Source organism: Paraburkholderia sp. J11-2 (assembly GCF_905220185.1).
Lineage (GTDB): Bacteria > Pseudomonadota > Gammaproteobacteria > Burkholderiales > Burkholderiaceae > Paraburkholderia.
On record NZ_CAJMYY010000012.1, the window covers coordinates 81,757 to 97,057 of the forward strand.

16 protein-coding genes are annotated in these 15,301 nt (G+C 65.8%); 3 read left to right on the plus strand and 13 right to left on the minus strand.

Annotation, left to right across the window (positions count from 1 at the left end; all coding sequences use genetic code 11):
* Nucleotides 1–200: 200 nt before the first annotated feature.
* Nucleotides 201–1,358, plus strand: a complete 1,158-nt coding sequence (locus U5A57_RS18225; RefSeq protein ID WP_321913072.1) for an MFS transporter — start codon at nt 201–203, stop codon at nt 1,356–1,358.
* Nucleotides 1,359–1,443: 85 nt separating this feature from the next.
* Here U5A57_RS18225 and fahA read toward each other — a convergent pair whose 3' ends face one another.
* Both fahA and hmgA read right to left on the minus strand, forming a co-directional pair.
* Nucleotides 1,444–2,757, minus strand: a complete 1,314-nt coding sequence (gene fahA / locus U5A57_RS18230; protein ID WP_321913073.1) for a fumarylacetoacetase — start codon at nt 2,755–2,757, stop codon at nt 1,444–1,446.
* Nucleotides 2,754–4,103, minus strand: coding sequence for a homogentisate 1,2-dioxygenase (hmgA, locus tag U5A57_RS18235; protein WP_321913074.1), 1,350 nt, complete (start codon nt 4,101–4,103; stop codon nt 2,754–2,756). The genes fahA and hmgA overlap by 4 nt, the downstream gene beginning before the upstream one ends.
* Nucleotides 4,104–4,347: 244 nt before the next feature.
* Here hmgA and U5A57_RS18240 point away from each other — a divergent pair, with 244 nt between their 5' ends.
* The gene (locus U5A57_RS18240) at nt 4,348–5,175 is read left to right on the plus strand and encodes an EAL domain-containing protein (protein ID WP_321913075.1); all 828 of its coding nucleotides are present in this window, start codon (nt 4,348–4,350) and stop codon (nt 5,173–5,175) included.
* A 36-nt stretch (nt 5,176–5,211) separates the two neighbouring features.
* Here U5A57_RS18240 and murB read toward each other — a convergent pair whose 3' ends face one another.
* On the minus strand, nt 5,212–6,267 hold the full coding sequence (murB, locus tag U5A57_RS18245; RefSeq protein WP_321913076.1) for a UDP-N-acetylmuramate dehydrogenase: 1,056 nt from the start codon (nt 6,265–6,267) through the stop codon (nt 5,212–5,214).
* 268 nt (nt 6,268–6,535) lie between these two features.
* On the opposite strand from murB, the gene U5A57_RS18250 reads away from it, so the two are divergent.
* Nucleotides 6,536–7,021, plus strand: a complete 486-nt coding sequence (locus U5A57_RS18250) for a YajQ family cyclic di-GMP-binding protein (protein WP_028209548.1) — start codon at nt 6,536–6,538, stop codon at nt 7,019–7,021.
* A gap of 95 nt (nt 7,022–7,116) precedes the next feature.
* Here the strand turns inward: U5A57_RS18250 and U5A57_RS18255 are convergent, their stop codons facing one another.
* From U5A57_RS18255 to queG, 10 genes are all read right to left on the minus strand, one after another.
* Nucleotides 7,117–7,605 (minus strand): SRPBCC family protein, encoded by a 489-nt coding sequence (locus U5A57_RS18255; RefSeq protein ID WP_321913077.1) that lies wholly within the window; start codon nt 7,603–7,605, stop codon nt 7,117–7,119.
* A complete protein-coding gene (locus U5A57_RS18260; protein ID WP_321913078.1) occupies nt 7,598–7,921 on the minus strand; it encodes a metalloregulator ArsR/SmtB family transcription factor in 324 nt (107 codons plus the stop codon). The genes U5A57_RS18255 and U5A57_RS18260 overlap by 8 nt, the downstream gene beginning before the upstream one ends.
* A 68-nt stretch (nt 7,922–7,989) precedes the next feature.
* Nucleotides 7,990–8,475, minus strand: a complete 486-nt coding sequence (locus U5A57_RS18265; protein WP_321913079.1) for a DUF2442 domain-containing protein — start codon at nt 8,473–8,475, stop codon at nt 7,990–7,992.
* Complete coding sequence (locus tag U5A57_RS18270; protein ID WP_321913080.1) at nt 8,462–8,710, minus strand: DUF4160 domain-containing protein; 249 nt, start codon at nt 8,708–8,710, stop codon at nt 8,462–8,464. The genes U5A57_RS18265 and U5A57_RS18270 overlap by 14 nt, the downstream gene beginning before the upstream one ends.
* A gap of 242 nt (nt 8,711–8,952) precedes the next feature.
* Nucleotides 8,953–10,752 (minus strand): methyl-accepting chemotaxis protein, encoded by a 1,800-nt coding sequence (locus U5A57_RS18275; protein ID WP_321913081.1) that lies wholly within the window; start codon nt 10,750–10,752, stop codon nt 8,953–8,955.
* A 186-nt stretch (nt 10,753–10,938) separates the two neighbouring features.
* The gene (gene plsY / locus U5A57_RS18280) at nt 10,939–11,559 is read right to left on the minus strand and encodes a glycerol-3-phosphate 1-O-acyltransferase PlsY (protein WP_321913195.1); all 621 of its coding nucleotides are present in this window, start codon (nt 11,557–11,559) and stop codon (nt 10,939–10,941) included.
* A gap of 198 nt (nt 11,560–11,757) precedes the next feature.
* Nucleotides 11,758–12,249: a Cys-tRNA(Pro) deacylase gene (gene ybaK / locus U5A57_RS18285; protein ID WP_321913082.1), complete on the minus strand. Its 492-nt coding sequence runs from the start codon at nt 12,247–12,249 to the stop codon at nt 11,758–11,760.
* Nucleotides 12,250–12,303: 54 nt separating this feature from the next.
* Nucleotides 12,304–13,278, minus strand: coding sequence for a site-specific tyrosine recombinase XerD (xerD, locus tag U5A57_RS18290; protein ID WP_321913083.1), 975 nt, complete (start codon nt 13,276–13,278; stop codon nt 12,304–12,306).
* 10 nt (nt 13,279–13,288) lie between these two features.
* Nucleotides 13,289–13,774 (minus strand): methylated-DNA--[protein]-cysteine S-methyltransferase, encoded by a 486-nt coding sequence (locus U5A57_RS18295; protein WP_321913084.1) that lies wholly within the window; start codon nt 13,772–13,774, stop codon nt 13,289–13,291.
* A 164-nt stretch (nt 13,775–13,938) separates the two neighbouring features.
* Nucleotides 13,939–15,216 (minus strand): tRNA epoxyqueuosine(34) reductase QueG, encoded by a 1,278-nt coding sequence (queG, locus tag U5A57_RS18300; RefSeq protein WP_321913085.1) that lies wholly within the window; start codon nt 15,214–15,216, stop codon nt 13,939–13,941.
* Nucleotides 15,217–15,301 lie beyond the last annotated feature (85 nt).

A 15,301-nucleotide genomic window follows, 5' to 3' on the forward strand; every position in this document is an offset into this window, starting at 1 on the left:
CGCCAATAACAGGCCCTTCTGGCGCCCAGCCCGTAGAATGCACATTTTCTTTTTTGGGGAACGCGCCTTTCCGGCCGCATTGCGGCGTCGCGCGTCGCTTGTTTGGCTCAGCCAAACGGCGCTCCTAACTCCTTGCACTGCGGCCGCAAAGGCACGTTCGCAAGCCGGTTATTAGCGCGAGCAGGCCCCAATCTCGCCCGATGAAAACCGTCCTCACCCGCGACTTTCTCGCGCTGATCCTGAGCGTAGCCGTGGTTGGCTTAGGCTCCGGCGCGACCCTCCCGCTCACCGCCCTCGCCCTCACCGACGCCGGCTACGGCACCGCCATCGTCGGCCTGCTCACGGCCGCCCAGGCGCTGGGCGGCCTCGCCGTCGTGCCGGTCACGGCATGGATCTCCACGCGCTTCGGCTCACGCCAGGTGATCGTCGGCTCGGTGCTGACCGTGGCCGTTGCGACTGCGCTCATGCAGACAAGCGCCAACCTGTGGCTCTGGGCCGTGCTGCGCATGCTGTGCGGCGCGGCGCTCATGCTGCTCTTCACGATCGGCGAGGCCTGGGTCAACGAACTCGCCGACGACTCGAACCGCGGCCGCGTGGTGGGCATCTACGCGACTACGTTCACACTGTTCCAGATGTCGGGCCCCGTGCTCGTGAGCCAGATCGCGGCGTACACGGCGTGGCGCTTCGCGATCTGCGGCGCGCTCTTTCTCATCGCGCTGCCGATGCTCGCGGCGATCCGCTCGAATCCGCAGCAAACCGACATGCACGAGCCGCACGGCAGCTGGCGCCACGTGATGCCGAAAATGCCCGCGCTCATCATCGCCACGGGCTTTTTCGCGCTGTTCGACACGCTCGCGCTATCGCTGTTGCCGCTCTTCGCGATGGGCCACGGCATCAACAGCGAAATGGCGGTGCTGTTCGCCTCGGTCGTGCTGCTCGGCGACACGATCATGCAGTTCCCGATCGGTTGGCTCGCCGACCGGCTAGGCCGCGAGCGCGTGCATGCGCTCATGGGCCTGATCGTCGCGGCGCTGCTGCCGCTCCTGCCGTTCGTGGTCGACACGCCCTGGCTGCGCTGGCCGCTCCTCTTCGTGCTGGGCGCGGCGGCCGGCTCCATTTACACGCTGGCTATCGTTGCGTGCGGCGAGCGCTTCGAGGGCGTCGCGCTCGTTTCCGCGAGTGCGCTCGTGAGTGCCGCGTGGAGCGCGGCGAGCTTCGGCGGCCCGATCATCACCGGCGCGCTGATGGAGCATGCGGGCCGCGACGCGATGCTGTGGGTGTTGTTCGCGGGCGCGCTGGTGTTTCTCGGCGCGCTGCGTTGGGAACGCTCGCGGGGGCTCGCGCAAGCGCGGGCATAGCGCGAGCACAAGCAAAAAAAACGGCCGATGCGCTTTCGGAGCGCACCGGCCGTTTTGCTTGTCAGATTTTCAGACGAATGCGCCGTTACTTCAACGCCGGCAGGATCTTGCCAACGCAGGCGCCAAAGCCCACGCGATAGCCGTCGCCCTGGCACCAGCCCGCGAGCGTGAGTTCGTCGCCGTCTTCGATGAAGCCGCGCGTGCCGCCGCTTTTCAGTTCGAGCGGGTTCTTCGCGTTCCACGTGAGTTCGAGCAGGCTGCCGAACGAGTCGGGCGTGGGGCCCGAGATCGTGCCGGAACCCATCAGGTCGCCCACACGCGTGTTGCAGCCGGCCACGGTGTGATGCGCGAGCTGCTGCGCCATCGACCAATACATGTGCCGGAAATTCGTGCGCGCGATGGTCGTGGCCTCCTGAGCGCCCTCGGGACGCATCAGCACTTCGAGCGAAATATCGAACGCATGGTCGCCTGCGTGACGCAGGTATTCGAGCGGTTGCGGCTCCTGCACCGGCTGCGCGACGCGAAACGGCTCAAGCGCATCAAGCGTGACGACCCACGGCGAAATCGTCGAAGCGAAGGTCTTCGCGTTGAACGGTCCGAGCGGCACGTATTCCCATTGCTGGATGTCGCGCGCGCTCCAGTCGTTGAGCAGCGCCATGCCGAAGATGTGGTCCTCGGCATCTTCACAGGCGATCGGCTCGCCGAGCGCATTGCCGCGCCCAACGATGAAGCCCGTTTCCAGCTCGATATCGAGCTTGCGGCACGCGCCGAACACCGGACGCTCCTGATCGGGCAGCTTCAACTGGCCGTTCGGGCGGCGCACCGGCGTGCCGCTCACCACGACCGACGACGCGCGGCCGTTATAGCCGATCGGCATCTCCGACCAGTTCGGCAACAGCGCATTCTTCGGATCGCGAAACATCGAGCCGACGTTCGTCGCGTGTTCCTTCGACGAATAGAAGTCGGTGTAGCCGGGAATCTGCACGGGCAGATGCAGCTTCGCGTCGGCGAGCTTCACGAAGGCGCGCTCACGCAACGCGGCGTCGTCGCGCAGCGTGGCCGTGTCAAGCGCGAGCAGCGACGAAAGCTGCACGCGCACGCTGCGCCACACGTCGCGGCCAAGCGCGATGAAGTCGTTCAGCGCGGGACGGGCGAACACGTCCTGCGGCGCGCTCGCGGGCAAGCGCAGCAGCCCGGTTTCGTGCAGCACCGCAAGGTCGGCCACGAGGTCGCCGATCGCCACGCCCACGCGCGCCTCTCCATTGCCCGTCGTGCTGAACACGCCGAATGGCAGGTTCTGAATCGGGAAATCGCACTGCGCGTCGTTCGCGCTCTCGACCCAGCTCTTGCGCTTCGCGTCGAGCGTCGCCTTGAGGTCGTCGGTCAGGGTGCTGTTCATTGCTGCTCCGGATTGAAGTGTTTCGTGAGGCCTTGCCAGCACTCGTAGTAATGCGCCTGCAGCTGGCTCGTTTCGAGCGCATAGCGCGTCGGGCGAATCAGCGTGCGGGTTTCGAACATGAAGGCCATCGTGTCGCCGACCTTGTGCGGCTTGGTCGTATCGGCGTTCGAGGCTTTTTCGAAGGTCTCGGCATCCGGGCCGTGGCCCGACATGCAGTTGTGCAGGCTCGCGCCGCCCGGAACGAACCCTTCAGCCTTGGCGTCGTACACGCCGTGCACGAGGCCCATGAACTCGCTCGCCACGTTGCGGTGATACCAGGGCGGACGGAACGTGTTCTCGGCCGCGAGCCAGCGCGGCGGGAAGATCACGAAGTCGATCGAGTCGACGCCCGGCGTGTCCGTGGGTGCGTGCAGCACGAGGAAGATCGACGGGTCGGGATGGTCGTAGCTGATCGAACCGATGGTGTTGAAGCGGCGCAGGTCGTACTTGTAGGGCGCGTAGTTGCCGTGCCATGCCACCACGTCGAGCGGCGAATGGCCAATGTCGGCACGCCAGAGCTGGCCGTTGAGTTTCGTGACGAGTTCGAACTCGCCTTCGCGGTCTTCATACGCGGCGACGGGCGTGAGGAAGTCGCGCGGATTCGCGAGCCCATTCGAGCCGATCACGCCGAGATCCGGCAGACGCAGGAGCGCGCCGAAGTTCTCGCAGATATAGCCGCGCGCTTCGCTGTCGGGCAAATCCACCGTGAAGCGCACGCCGCGCGGAATCACGACAATCTCGAACGGCTCGACGTCGAGGCGGCCCATTTCCGTGCGAATCGCAAGGCGCCCTTGCTGCGGGACGATCAGCAGCTCGCCGTCCGTGTTGTAGAAAAAGCGGTCCACCATCGGCCGGTTCGCCGCGTACAGGTGGATGGCGCAGCCGCTCATCGAGGCCGCCGAGCCGTTGCCCGACATCGTCACCCAGCCGTCGATGAAATCGGTGGGCTCCGTGGGCATGGGCAGCGCGTCCCAGCGCAGCTGGTTGGGCGGCGTGGGCGGCACCTCGCCGAAATCGGCGACAAGGCGCGGTGCACCGTTCACGTTCAGGCGCGCGGTGACCGGCGCAAACGGCTGGTGCACGGCGCCCGGACGGATCCGGTAGAACCACGTGCGGCGGTTGTGCGAGCGTGGCGCGGTGAACGCGGTGCCCGAAAGCTGCTCGGCATACAGACCATAAGCACAGCGCTGCGGCGAGTTCTGGCCTTCGGGCAGCGCGCCCGCCAGCGCCTCGGTCGCGAACTCGTTGGCAAAGCCGCTCATGTAACCGTGCTGGACTTCGGTTGGGTGCCGCAGGGGTGCGTTCATTGCTGTCTCTCCACGTTCTCGGGCCGTGACATCAGGTCACGCGATTTACGGATGGTAAAACGAATTACGTTTAGTGAAATTAAGCGTTAACCCCTGGAAGTCGTTCGTGGCCTGCAGAACGTGGATGAACGGCCGATAACGTTATGACCAAACAGTCCATCCGGCGCGGCTGCGGGCTGCTAACATCGGGTCATGCGACCCCGTGCCGGGCTCGCGCTTTTCACCCGCTGCCCGCTACATCACCATGATCGCTCCCACTATTCCCGAGCTCGTTGCCCGCGCCGCCGACCATCCGTTTCTCGGCGAGCACCTGGCGATGGGCACAGGCGCACACGCCAAAGAGGCCGTGGCGCGGCGGCGCGGCGTGGAGCTATTGAGCGCCTATGAGCCGATTTACGACATCAGCGTGCACAGCGGGGCGCAGTCGCTGACCGCAGATCTCGCAATGGCCTCGCGCTTTGGCGACGAACTTGGCTATCAGGCGGTCACGCTGCGCGAGCAGAACGGCCTGCTCGCGCCCTGCGACGCATTCAGCGACACGCTCGACGATCCCGACCTCGTCGCGGTCGACCGCATGGTGCGCGCGCTGCACGCCATCAATTTCCTTGGTGGCCAGCAGCACGGGCTGCTCTTTCTGCGCGTGCACGAGCGGCTCCTGAAGAGCGTGAAGTACGACCATGGGCGGCACTTCTCGAACGTGCTGGTGTCGTTCGGGCTCAATCCCGGGCGTATCGTGATCGAACTGCCGGCGGCGGCGGTGGCGCACCGCACGTTCCTCGGCTATCTCACGAAGAGCTATCAGCGGTACGGGTTCAAGGTGGCGGGCAATCTGCCCAATGCGGGGCAGATTCTTTCTGTGTCGGACGTGCCGCGGCCCGATTTCGTGAAGATGGATGCATCGTCCGCGCTGCGCGATTCGATGGTCAAGCCGCTCGTGAGCTATGCGGCGAGGCTGCGCATCCCGCTCATTTTCAACCGCGTGACCGATGCGGCGCAGTTCGAGCAGCTGCAGCAGTACGACGTGCGCTTCGTGCAGGGGCCGGTGTTCGCGGCCCAGGACAAGGTCGTTTGAGGGGGAGGCAGGCGCGGCGAAGCGGCGCCTGAGGCCTTACAGGCTGATGGGTTCCTGCTCCAGCTCCACGCCGAAGCGCGCGAGCACGTCGCGCTGGATCGCCTCTGCGAGTTCGAGAATGTCCGCGCCGGTCGCGCCGCCCCGATTGACGAGGACGAGCGCCTGGCGCTCGTGCACGGCCGCGGAGCGCAGCGCACGGCCCTTCCAGCCACACCGGTCGATCATCCAGCCCGCCGCGAGCTTCACGCGCCCGTCGGCCTGCTGATACGAAACGATCTGCGGTTCGCGCACGACGAGCATATCGAACTGCTGCGCTTCGATCACCGGGTTCTTGAAGAAACTACCTGCATTGCCGAGTTCGAGCGGGTCAGGCAGCTTCGCGCGCCGCACCGCGACCACGGCGTCGAACACGGCGCGCGCATGCGGCGTCTCGCCGGCGTGGTGCTGTGCCAGTTCGCGCGCGAGATCGGCATAGCCCGCGTTGGGCTGCCACATCTTCGGCAAGCGAAACGTGACCGAGGTAATGACGAAGCGCTCGCGCCCTTCTCGCTTGAAAAAGCTGTCGCGATAGCCGAAACGGCAGGCAGCCGCATCGAACTCCACGGCTTGTCCCGTCGCCATCTCGATGGCCCGCACCGAGACGCAGCGCTCGGCCATCTCGAGCCCGTAAGCGCCGATGTTCTGGATGGGCGCCGCGCCCACGGTGCCTGGAATCAGTGCCAGGTTCTCGAGGCCCGGCATGCCCGCCTCGAGCGTCCACGACACAAAATCGTGCCAGTTCTCGCCCGCGGCCGCTTCCACATACCAGGCGTGGCTGTCTTCGTGGGCTACGCGCTTGCCGGCCAGCGCCATGAGCAGCACGAGGCCGTCGAAGTCGCGCGTGAGCACGACGTTGCTGCCGCCGCCCAGCACGAGCGTGCGCAAACCCTGGGCGCGCGGATCGCGCACGGCGGCGGCGAGATCGGCCTCGCTTTCGATCCGGCACGCGTAGCGCGCGCGCACGTCAAAGCCGAACGTGTTGTGCGCGCGCAGCGCAAAGCCGGCGGCGAACCACACTGGAGACGTAGCGACGGGCGTTTGGACGACAGGCATGGGGGAGAGCGGATTACGGACAGCAGACGGAAAAAGGCCGGAAAGGCCGCCGGCGGACACCCTTGCACCGCGCATGACCGCGGATCTCGCCAACTGGCGGCGGCAAGCCGCCTTGGGCAAACGCAATGGCGCCGGTAGAATGGCGTCGGTCCGTGATTATAGCGAGTGCGCGAACCGCTGCCTGAAAATGCGGCTGCGGGTCGCGGGCGCGTAGTTTGCATCGCGTTTGCCTAGCCGTTTGCGCACCTCGTACTTTTTGGAGAAAGCAATGCCATCGTTTGACGTCGTCAGCGAAGCCAACATGATCGAAGTAAAGAACGCCGTGGAGCAATCCAACAAGGAGATCTCCACGCGCTTCGACTTCAAGGGCTCGGATTCGCGCGTCGAGCAAAAAGAGCGCGAGCTGACCGCGTTCGCCGACGACGACTTCAAGCTCGGCCAGGTGAAGGACGTGCTGGTCTCAAAAATGGCCAAGCGCAATGTGGACGTCCGCTTCCTCGACTACGGCAAGATCGAGAAGATCGGCGGCGACAAGGTCAAGCAGGTCATCACCGTGAAGAAGGGTGTGTCGGGCGACCTCGCGAAGAAGATCGTGAGGCTCGTGAAGGACAGCAAGATCAAGGTCCAGGCCAGCATTCAGGGTGACGCCGTGCGCGTGACGGGCGCCAAGCGCGACGACCTGCAAAGCGTGATCGCCATGCTGCGCAAGGACGTGACCGACACGCCGCTCGACTTCAACAACTTCCGCGATTAAGGCGGATTAGAGCGCATTAAAGCGGCAAGTCCATTGCATTGCGGGGCGGCTTCGGCCGCCCCGTTTTCGTTTCGCCCCTCCGTCTTTTCCCGCGCTCAGTCCGCCGTCACCACGAGCGGCATGAGCACCTCGCCGGTTTCCAGCAGCGTCTTGAGATTCGAGAGAATGCGCGGCCAGCCACCCGACACCTTCTCGATGAAGATCGATCCTGGCCGCGCCATGCTGTGCGTAATCGTGAGCTTGACCGCGTGCTCGACGGGCTCGATGTCGATCGTGCAGTGCGAATCGCCCTCGGCATGCAGTTCGGAGAGGAACATGTTGCGCCAGCGCAGCACGAGCCGGCGCGGCGGATCGGCCTCGACCACCGTGCCCGAGTCGGCGATACGGCCGTCGGCAAAGCGCAACGACCACGGCGAGCCCGTTTGCCAGTCGCATTCGTGATGCATGCCGAACCAGTAGCGCTCGGTGAACTCGCGGCTCGTGAGCGCCGCCCACAACGCTTGCGGCGTGGTGCGGATGAACGTGACGTAGACGAACGTCGAGTCGCCAGCGGCGCCAGCTTGCGCGTGCTTTTCGCTACTCATGACTGTCTCCTTCGAGTGAGCGTTTGAGGCCGACGAGCGCGCCTACACGCTCGCGCTCGAACTTGCCGATCCACCGCGCCGCAATCTCGCCGATGGGCACCGGATTGATGAAATGCCGCTTCTCGCGTCCATGGCGCTGCGTCGCGACGAGATTCGCCTCCTCCAGCACCGCGAGATGCTTCGTGACCGCCTGGCGCGACATGGTCAGCCCCTGGCATAAATCGGTCAGCGTCTGCCCGTTTTTCGCGTGGAGGCGATCGAGCAGTTGACGGCGGCTCGCGTCCGCCAGCGCGCGGAATACGGCGTCGTCGTTCATGCATTGATTATGCAACCCCGTGGTTGCATGTCAAGGTAAGAAAACGGCACCGCAGCGATGAAGGCGCGTCACGTCGCCGTAGCGCTTGCCTGAGCCTCTACCGGATCAGCCGTTTCATCGTCCGGTTCATCGTTCGCCTGATCGCCTGGCTGCTTGCGCGGGCGGCCACCCTTGCGCCCGTTCGCGCGCGCTGCGGCGGCCTTGGCCGGCGACGTGGACGAACCCATTGCGCGCGCGAGTTCGCGCATCCATTCCTGCGTGCCAAACACGCCTTGCAGCAGGCCGGGCGCCCACAGCAAAAGATCGAGCCGCGGAAAGTAAAGCGACTGACCGCCGCCCCAAATCTCGACCTCGGCAAGTTGCGCGGCCGTTGGCGCACGCTCGAGGCTTTGCAACTCCTGGATCAGCGCAACGGGCACGCCAATGGCCACATCGTTGGCGAACTCGATTTCGAGCCGGGCGCGCACACGGCTATAGCGCGCGGATACGGCAACCGGACTCTGCGCGCCAGCCTCGCGCGCCGCGGCAATCTGCTTCTTGCTAATGGAAACCATGGATCCTCCACCACGCCATGCACAACATGTTGATTTCCGGCTCGAGCGCGCGTGTGAGGCGCGCAACCTGCTGCTCCGCGAGTTCGTAAAGCTCGCGCAATTCGAGCGGACCTTCAGGGCAATTCAGCTTGAACACACACGATCCTTGCGGACTGGCGACATGAACATGGGCGGGCCGATGGTCATGCGAAAAGATCGCCACGCGATATCCCGCTACGCGATGAACAGTGGGCATGGGTCGGATAATAACCTAACGTTGGGTTTCCAAAACCTCGATTTGAAGCGCACGCGCACGGCCTTTGTCTCACGACAAACTTTGGCGTTTGCGTGAACCCAGCTTATCAACGTGGCGTTTGGGGAAAAGTCATCCGTTAGGGATAGGCCGTTTCTGAACGGCCGAAGACAGGCGACTGGCGGGCTGAACATGCGAAAACGGCGCCGCAGCGCCGTTCTCTCACCCCATTGCGCTCGCGCGCCTCAGTCGAGCCGGAACTGGCCGACCGCATCCGCGAGACTGGCCGCCTGGCTGCGCAGCGCGGCCGCGGCAGCCGTCGACTGTTCGACGAGCGCCGCGTTCTGCTGAACCATCTCGTCGAGCTGGCTCACCGCGCGGTTCACTTCCTGGATGCCGCGCGTCTGCTCGCCGGTAGCGTTGGTGACTTCGGAGATGATCGTCGTCACGTTCGAGACATTCGCCACGATCTCATCCATCGTCGAGCCGGCGCGGCGCACGAGCTGCGAGCCCGAAGTCACGCTGGTTACGGTCGATTCGATCAGCCCCTTGATCTCGCGCGCCGCCTGCGCGCTGCGCTGCGCGAGGCTGCGCACCTCGCCCGCCACCACGGCGAAACCGCGGCCCTCCTCACCCGCCCGCGCCGCTTCGACCGCCGCATTCAGCGCGAGAATGTTGGTCTGAAACGCAATGCCGTCGATCACGCCGATGATGTCAGCGATCTTCACGGACGCCTTCTCGATGTCGCCCATCGTGTGCACCACGTCGCCGATCACCGAGCCGCCGCGCGAAGCTGCCTGCGAAGCGGTGGCCGCCGTCACGTCGGCCTGTTGCGCCGCGTTCGCCGACTGCGCGACCGTCGCCGTGATTTCCTCCATCGACGCCGCCGTCTCTTCGAGGCTCGCCGCCGCCGACTCGGTGCGGCCCGAAAGGTCGACGTTGCCCGCCGCGATCTCGTCGCTCGCCGTGCGCACCGATTCGCTCGCGTCGCGGATGTGGCGCATCACGTCGCGCAGCTTGTCCATGAACGCGTTGAACGAACGCGCGATCTGCGCCACTTCGTCGTCGCCCACGGCGGGCAGGCGCTTCGTGAGATCGCCTTCGCCAGCGCTGATCGCGTCCATCGCGTCGCGCACGCGCGAGAGGCGCTGGAACGACACGGCTGTCGCCGCCGCCACGATCGCCGCAGCGGCCAGCGCAACGACGACGAGCGCGATGAGCGAGGCCGTGAGAAGCGAGCGCATGGCCGCCGTCGCATCGGCGTGGTCGAAGGCGACGATCACGCGCCAGTCGGTGCCCGGAATCGTTTGCGCACGCATCAGCTTGATGTCGCCGTTCACGTCCACCTTCAACGGCGCGGTGGCCGTGAACAACGCGTTCAGGCGATCGCCTGCCAGATCAGGCGCGAGTTCCGAGACGGGCTTGAGCGTGAGCTTCGGGTCGGGGTGCGCAACGATCGCGCCGCTCGCGTCGACCAGCATGCCGAAGCTCGCCGGCGTGGGGTGAATCGAGCGGACGTTGTCGATCACGCTGTCCATTGCCACGTCGCCGGAAATCACGCCCTTCACCGCGCCGTCGCGGATCACGGGCTCGGCGAACGCCACCACGAGCTTGCCCGTGCCCACATCCACGTAAGGCGGCGTGACCACGGCCTTGCCCGCCGCGACGGCCTGCTTGTACCAGGGGCGCCCGGTCGGGTCATAGTCGGGCGGGATGCCGGTCGCGTCGGAAAATTTCGCCGTGCGGTCGGCATAACCGACGTAGACATTGGTGAAGCCGCCCGCCGCCGCGATCTGCTTGAGCGCCGGCACGGGGTCCGGCGCGAGCACGGCGTCCTGCAGCGAGTCGATCATCCGCACGTGCGTCGCGACCCAGTCGGCAACGCCTTGCGCGTGGCTCTCCTCGAGCGCCGTGAGCGTGCTGTCGATCGAATCCCGGTTGTGCGAGTTAGCGACGAAATAGTTGAGCGCCGTATTCGCGGCAAGCGCGGTCACGACGATAACAACGCATAGCGCGACGATGCGCGCGCGGATAGTGGAAAACATCGGGAGGGAATGCCGTATGGGGAAGAAAGAGGAAAGCCGTCATACCTGATCTGGACCTATCGGGGATTACGGCAAACCACACGGCATTCTTGAGGGCGCAACGGTGGAAGATGCGCCTTGAATCGCCTATTTGTCAGAAGTTGGCGGAGGATAAGCGAAATTATCAGACAAATAGATAGTAGCCGACTACTTGCCGGCGCCGGCAGCCTTCTTCTCGCCGATCCGGCTCTCCGTGCCCGCGATGAGCTTGGAGATGTTCGCGCGATGCCGCCAGAACAGCAGCACGCTCATGCCGAGGATGGCGAGCGCGACAATGCGCGGGCCGAACATGAACACGTAGTAAAGCGGCGCGAACACGGCGGCAGCCAACGCCGCGAGCGACGAATAGCGCGTGAAGAACGCGACGATGAGCCAGGTGGCGAGCGTGGCTAAGCCGAGGATCGGATTCACGGCGAGCAACACGCCGGCCGCGGTGGCGACGCCCTTGCCGCCCTTGAAGCGGAAGAACACCGGGTACAGGTGGCCGAGGAACACGGCGATCGCGGCGAGCGCGACGGCTGTGTCGCCGAGACCGTAGCCCGGGCCGAAGCGCACGACGAGCCAGACGGCCAGCCAGCCCTTGAACGCGTCGCCGATCAGCGTGAGGATCGCGGCCTTCTTGTTGCCGCTGCGCAGCACGTTGGTCGCGCCGGGATTGCCGGAGCCGTAGGAGCGGGGATCGTCGAGGCCCATGAAGGCGCTCACGATCACGGCAAACGAAACCGAGCCGATCAGATAGGCAAGAACGGCGACGAACAGGTTGTACATGCACGAAACCCGGAGGAAGTGGAACGATGCGCGCCGGGCCGAAGTGATGATCGTCACCGCCCGGCAACGCGCGACGGCGCTCATTCTACCGAAGCGCGGGCACGCCCTGCCCGCGCCGACGGCACAACCGCGCACAAACCAGGGTAAATCAGGGAAGCAACGGGAACAGGCGGGAGGACGGTGAGCGAACGCCGCGCGTTAGTCGACGCTTGCACACTGCACCGGCTTCGCGTTCAGGAGCGTCGTGAGCACCGTGGGAGCGAGGCTCACGAGATAACCGCGCCGGCCGCCGTTGAGCCAGATCTCGTCGAGTTCGAGTATGGTCGATTCGACATACACGGGCATGGCTTTCTTCGTGCCGAAGGGCGAGGTGCCGCCCACCAGATAGCCCGAATGACGGTTCGCGACTTCGGGCTTGCACGGCTCGATACGCTTCGCGCCAATCTGCCGCGCGAGATTCTTGGTCGACACCTTGCGGTCGCCGTGCATGAGGACGATGAGCGGCTTCGCGTGCTCGTCCTCCATCACGAGCGTCTTGACGACGCGATGCTCGTCCACGCCGAGCTGGCGCGCGGACTCTTCCGTGCCGCCGTGCTCGACATACTCGTAGGGATGCTCGCCGAACGCGACGCCCGCGCGGCGCAGCATCTGCGTGGCGGGCGTTTCGGATACATGTTTCGTTTTGCTCATCGGCGCATTGTAATCGGTGGACTCGCAAGGGCCGCACCGCCAGGTTTGCGAGGATCACCCGCGCGGATGATGCTTCGCGTGCAACAGGCGCAACCGTTCGCGCGCGACGTGCGTATAGATCTGCGTCGTGGAAATGTCGCTGTGGCCGAGCAGAAGCTGCACGACCCGCAAGTCCGCGCCGTGATTGAGCAGGTGCGTGGCGAACGCGTGGCGCATCGTGTGCGGCGAGAGCGGCGCATGCACGCCCGCCGCTGCCGCGTGGCGCTTGATGATGTGCCAGAACTGCTGGCGCGTCATGCCTTCGGCGCGCGCGGTCACGAAGAGCGCGTCGGTCGTGCGCGCGCCGAGCAACGCCGGCCGCGCCTCGCGCAGGTAGCGCTCGATCCACGCGTGCGCCTCTTCGCCGAACGGAATGAGCCGCTCCTTGGAGCCCTTGCCGAGCACGCGCACCACGCCTTCGTTCATGCCCACCTCGACGGTCTTGAGCGTGACGAGTTCGGTCACGCGCAGGCCGCTCGCGTACATCAGCTCGAGCATCGTGCGATCGCGCAGGCCAAGCGGCGTCTCGACGTCGGGGGCGCCGAGCAGCGCCTCGACCTGCGCCTCGCTCAGCGTGGACGGAAAACGCGGCGCCTGCTTCGCCGAGCGGATGCGCACGGTCGGGTCCGAGTGCACGCGCTGCTCGCGCAGCGCCCAGCCGTAGTAGCGGCGAAACACCGAAAGGCGCCGGTTCGCCGAAGTCGATTTGTCGTCCTTGCGGCGCGCGCTATAGGCGAGCAAATCGTCTTCGTGGGTCGTGTCGAGCGCGTTGGAGCGCTCGCGCGCGAGCCACTGCGCAAAGAGGCGCAAATCGCGCCGGTAGGCGTCGAGCGTGTTGCGCGAGAGGCCGTGTTCGAGCCACATGGCGTCGCAAAACGTGTCGATGGCGGTGAGGCTCGTGGCAAGCGCTTCGGCCGCGGCGGGGTCGAGCGCGTGTTCCGCTTCGTCGGCGGCATCGCTTACGGCAAGCGGCGGCGGATTCGTCGTCATCGTCATCGTGTCAGCGCAGTTGAAATCGGTTCGACGTGCATTCGTGAGCGAGCAGCCAGCGCTTCACGTCGCGAAAGAACCCTTCGCCGCCGTGATGCGCGAAACCGCCGAGGCCGCTCGCCGACACCACGCGATGACACGGAATCACGAGCGGAAACGGATTGTCGCCGCACGCCTGGCCCACGGCGCGCGGGCTGAGGCCGCCAATACGCTTCGCGAGTTCGCCGTAGGTGAGGACTTCACCCGCCTCGATTGCGCAGATGCCATCCCACACACGCCGCTGGAATTCGGTGCCAAGCGGGGCGAGCGGCAGGTCGAAGCCGGCGTCGGCGTTTTCGAAATACTGCGCGATCTGTTCGGCCGCGCGCGCGGCGAGTTCGCAATCGGGCTCGACGCTCGCCGTGTGACCCGGCAGATAGACGATCTCGCGCAGCGCCGGCCCGACGGTTCGGATGCCGACCTTGCCGAATGGCGCGTCGATCACTGCGTTGAACATCGTCGTCTCCTGTCGATTCGGAGTTAGCGCTTCAGCGCTTGCGCCGATCCCATGCAAAGCCGTGCGCGAACGTTGCACGCCATGGTGCCGCGATGGGCGCGCGATTTCCAGTGCGCCGTCGTTCAGTGTCATGTCCATGTCAGCCTCTGCCTTTTCCGCTCCCATCACGCTGCCTCCAGCGCCCAAAGCACATGCTCGCGCACGATTGCCGACTCGTCATGCTCGCGCTCGCGCAGCGCCTTCACGATCGCGGCGCGCGCGGCGTCGCGCTCGCTATCCGCGCCTTCATGCTGCGGCGCGCGCAGCGCATTGCCCATCGCCACCGCGAGATTGCGCGACCAGCTTTCATAACCGATGCGCCGTATCGCACTGCCCTGCATGCGCTCGTCGAACTGCGCCGCGCTCCATGCGAACAGGTCGACGAGACTCGCGCGATCGAGCCCATGACGCACGTCGAAATCGGCGACGGGCGCCGCCTGCGCGAACTTGTTCCACGGGCACACGAGCTGGCAGTCGTCGCAGCCATACACACGATTGCCGATCAGCTCGCGCAGTTCCAGGGGAATACTGCCCTTCAATTCGATCGTCAGATAGGAGATGCAACGGCGCGCATCCACGCGATACGGCCCGGTGATCGCACCCGTGGGGCACGCGTCGATGCAGCGCGTGCAACTGCCGCAATGCGCGCCCGGCGTTTCGGGTGCGGCGCTGGCCGGGTCGTCGGCGTCGGTGGGCAGCGGCACGTCCACGTAGATCTCGCCGAGAAAGAAGAGCGAGCCCGCGTCGCGCTGCAGGAGCAGCGTGTGCTTGCCGCGCCAGCCCACACCGGCCTTCTGCGCGAGTTCGACTTCGAGCACGGGCGCGGAGTCGGTAAACACGCGAAAACCGAACGGGCCGATCTCGGCCTCGATGCGTTCGGCAAGCTGCTGCAGCCGCGCGCGCAACACCTTGTGATAGTCGCGCCCGCGTGCGTAGATCGACACGACGGCGGCATGCGGGTCGGCGAGCCGCGCGTGCTCGCGCAGTCGCCAGTCGGCGTGAATGCTCTCGTGGGCAACGTTCGTGCCAACTTGGGCGCCAGCGTCCTCGCTGCGATGCGAGCTGCCTTGCGAAGCACTTTCGCGCGTCTTTCCCGCCGCATTCGGCGCGAGCGTATCGAGGGGCAAATAGGCCATGCGTGCGGTGATCACGCGTCGCGTGCCGGCCACAAGGTCGGCTGGCCGCGCGCGTTTCATCCCATGTTTGGCCATATAATCCATCTCGCCGTGGCAGCCTGCTTCGAGCCACGCGGCGAGGCCCGCCTCGGCATGGGAAAGGTCGGTGTCACTGATACCGATCGCACCGAACCCCAGCTCGCGCCCCCACGTCCGGATGCGCGCCGCGAGCGCGGCGAGCGCCGCCTCATCGAGCAGCGTGGCCGGCTCGCCGGCCGGCGCAGACAAATCTCGCGCCGCCTGTGCCTGAGCACACGCCTGAGCGGACGTTGGGTCGAGCGCCTCCGAAGACGCGCGCGCATCCTGCGCGGAG

Excerpts from the sequence above, each read along its gene's own strand:
- U5A57_RS18225 (WP_321913072.1), top strand. The coding sequence starts at position 201 with ATGAAAACCGTCCTCACCCGCGACTTTCTCGCGCTGATCCTGAGCGTA.
- fahA (WP_321913073.1), bottom strand. The coding sequence starts at position 2,757 with ATGAACAGCACCCTGACCGACGACCTCAAGGCGACGCTCGACGCGAAG.
- hmgA (WP_321913074.1), bottom strand. The coding sequence starts at position 4,103 with ATGAACGCACCCCTGCGGCACCCAACCGAAGTCCAGCACGGTTACATG.
- U5A57_RS18240 (WP_321913075.1), top strand. The coding sequence starts at position 4,348 with ATGATCGCTCCCACTATTCCCGAGCTCGTTGCCCGCGCCGCCGACCAT.
- murB (WP_321913076.1), bottom strand. The coding sequence starts at position 6,267 with ATGCCTGTCGTCCAAACGCCCGTCGCTACGTCTCCAGTGTGGTTCGCC.
- U5A57_RS18250 (WP_028209548.1), top strand. The coding sequence starts at position 6,536 with ATGCCATCGTTTGACGTCGTCAGCGAAGCCAACATGATCGAAGTAAAG.
- U5A57_RS18255 (WP_321913077.1), bottom strand. The coding sequence starts at position 7,605 with ATGAGTAGCGAAAAGCACGCGCAAGCTGGCGCCGCTGGCGACTCGACG.
- U5A57_RS18260 (WP_321913078.1), bottom strand. The coding sequence starts at position 7,921 with ATGAACGACGACGCCGTATTCCGCGCGCTGGCGGACGCGAGCCGCCGT.
- U5A57_RS18265 (WP_321913079.1), bottom strand. The coding sequence starts at position 8,475 with ATGGTTTCCATTAGCAAGAAGCAGATTGCCGCGGCGCGCGAGGCTGGC.
- U5A57_RS18270 (WP_321913080.1), bottom strand. The coding sequence starts at position 8,710 with ATGCCCACTGTTCATCGCGTAGCGGGATATCGCGTGGCGATCTTTTCG.
- U5A57_RS18275 (WP_321913081.1), bottom strand. The coding sequence starts at position 10,752 with ATGTTTTCCACTATCCGCGCGCGCATCGTCGCGCTATGCGTTGTTATC.
- plsY (WP_321913195.1), bottom strand. The coding sequence starts at position 11,559 with ATGTACAACCTGTTCGTCGCCGTTCTTGCCTATCTGATCGGCTCGGTT.
- ybaK (WP_321913082.1), bottom strand. The coding sequence starts at position 12,249 with ATGAGCAAAACGAAACATGTATCCGAAACGCCCGCCACGCAGATGCTG.
- xerD (WP_321913083.1), bottom strand. The coding sequence starts at position 13,278 with ATGACGACGAATCCGCCGCCGCTTGCCGTAAGCGATGCCGCCGACGAA.
- U5A57_RS18295 (WP_321913084.1), bottom strand. The coding sequence starts at position 13,774 with ATGTTCAACGCAGTGATCGACGCGCCATTCGGCAAGGTCGGCATCCGA.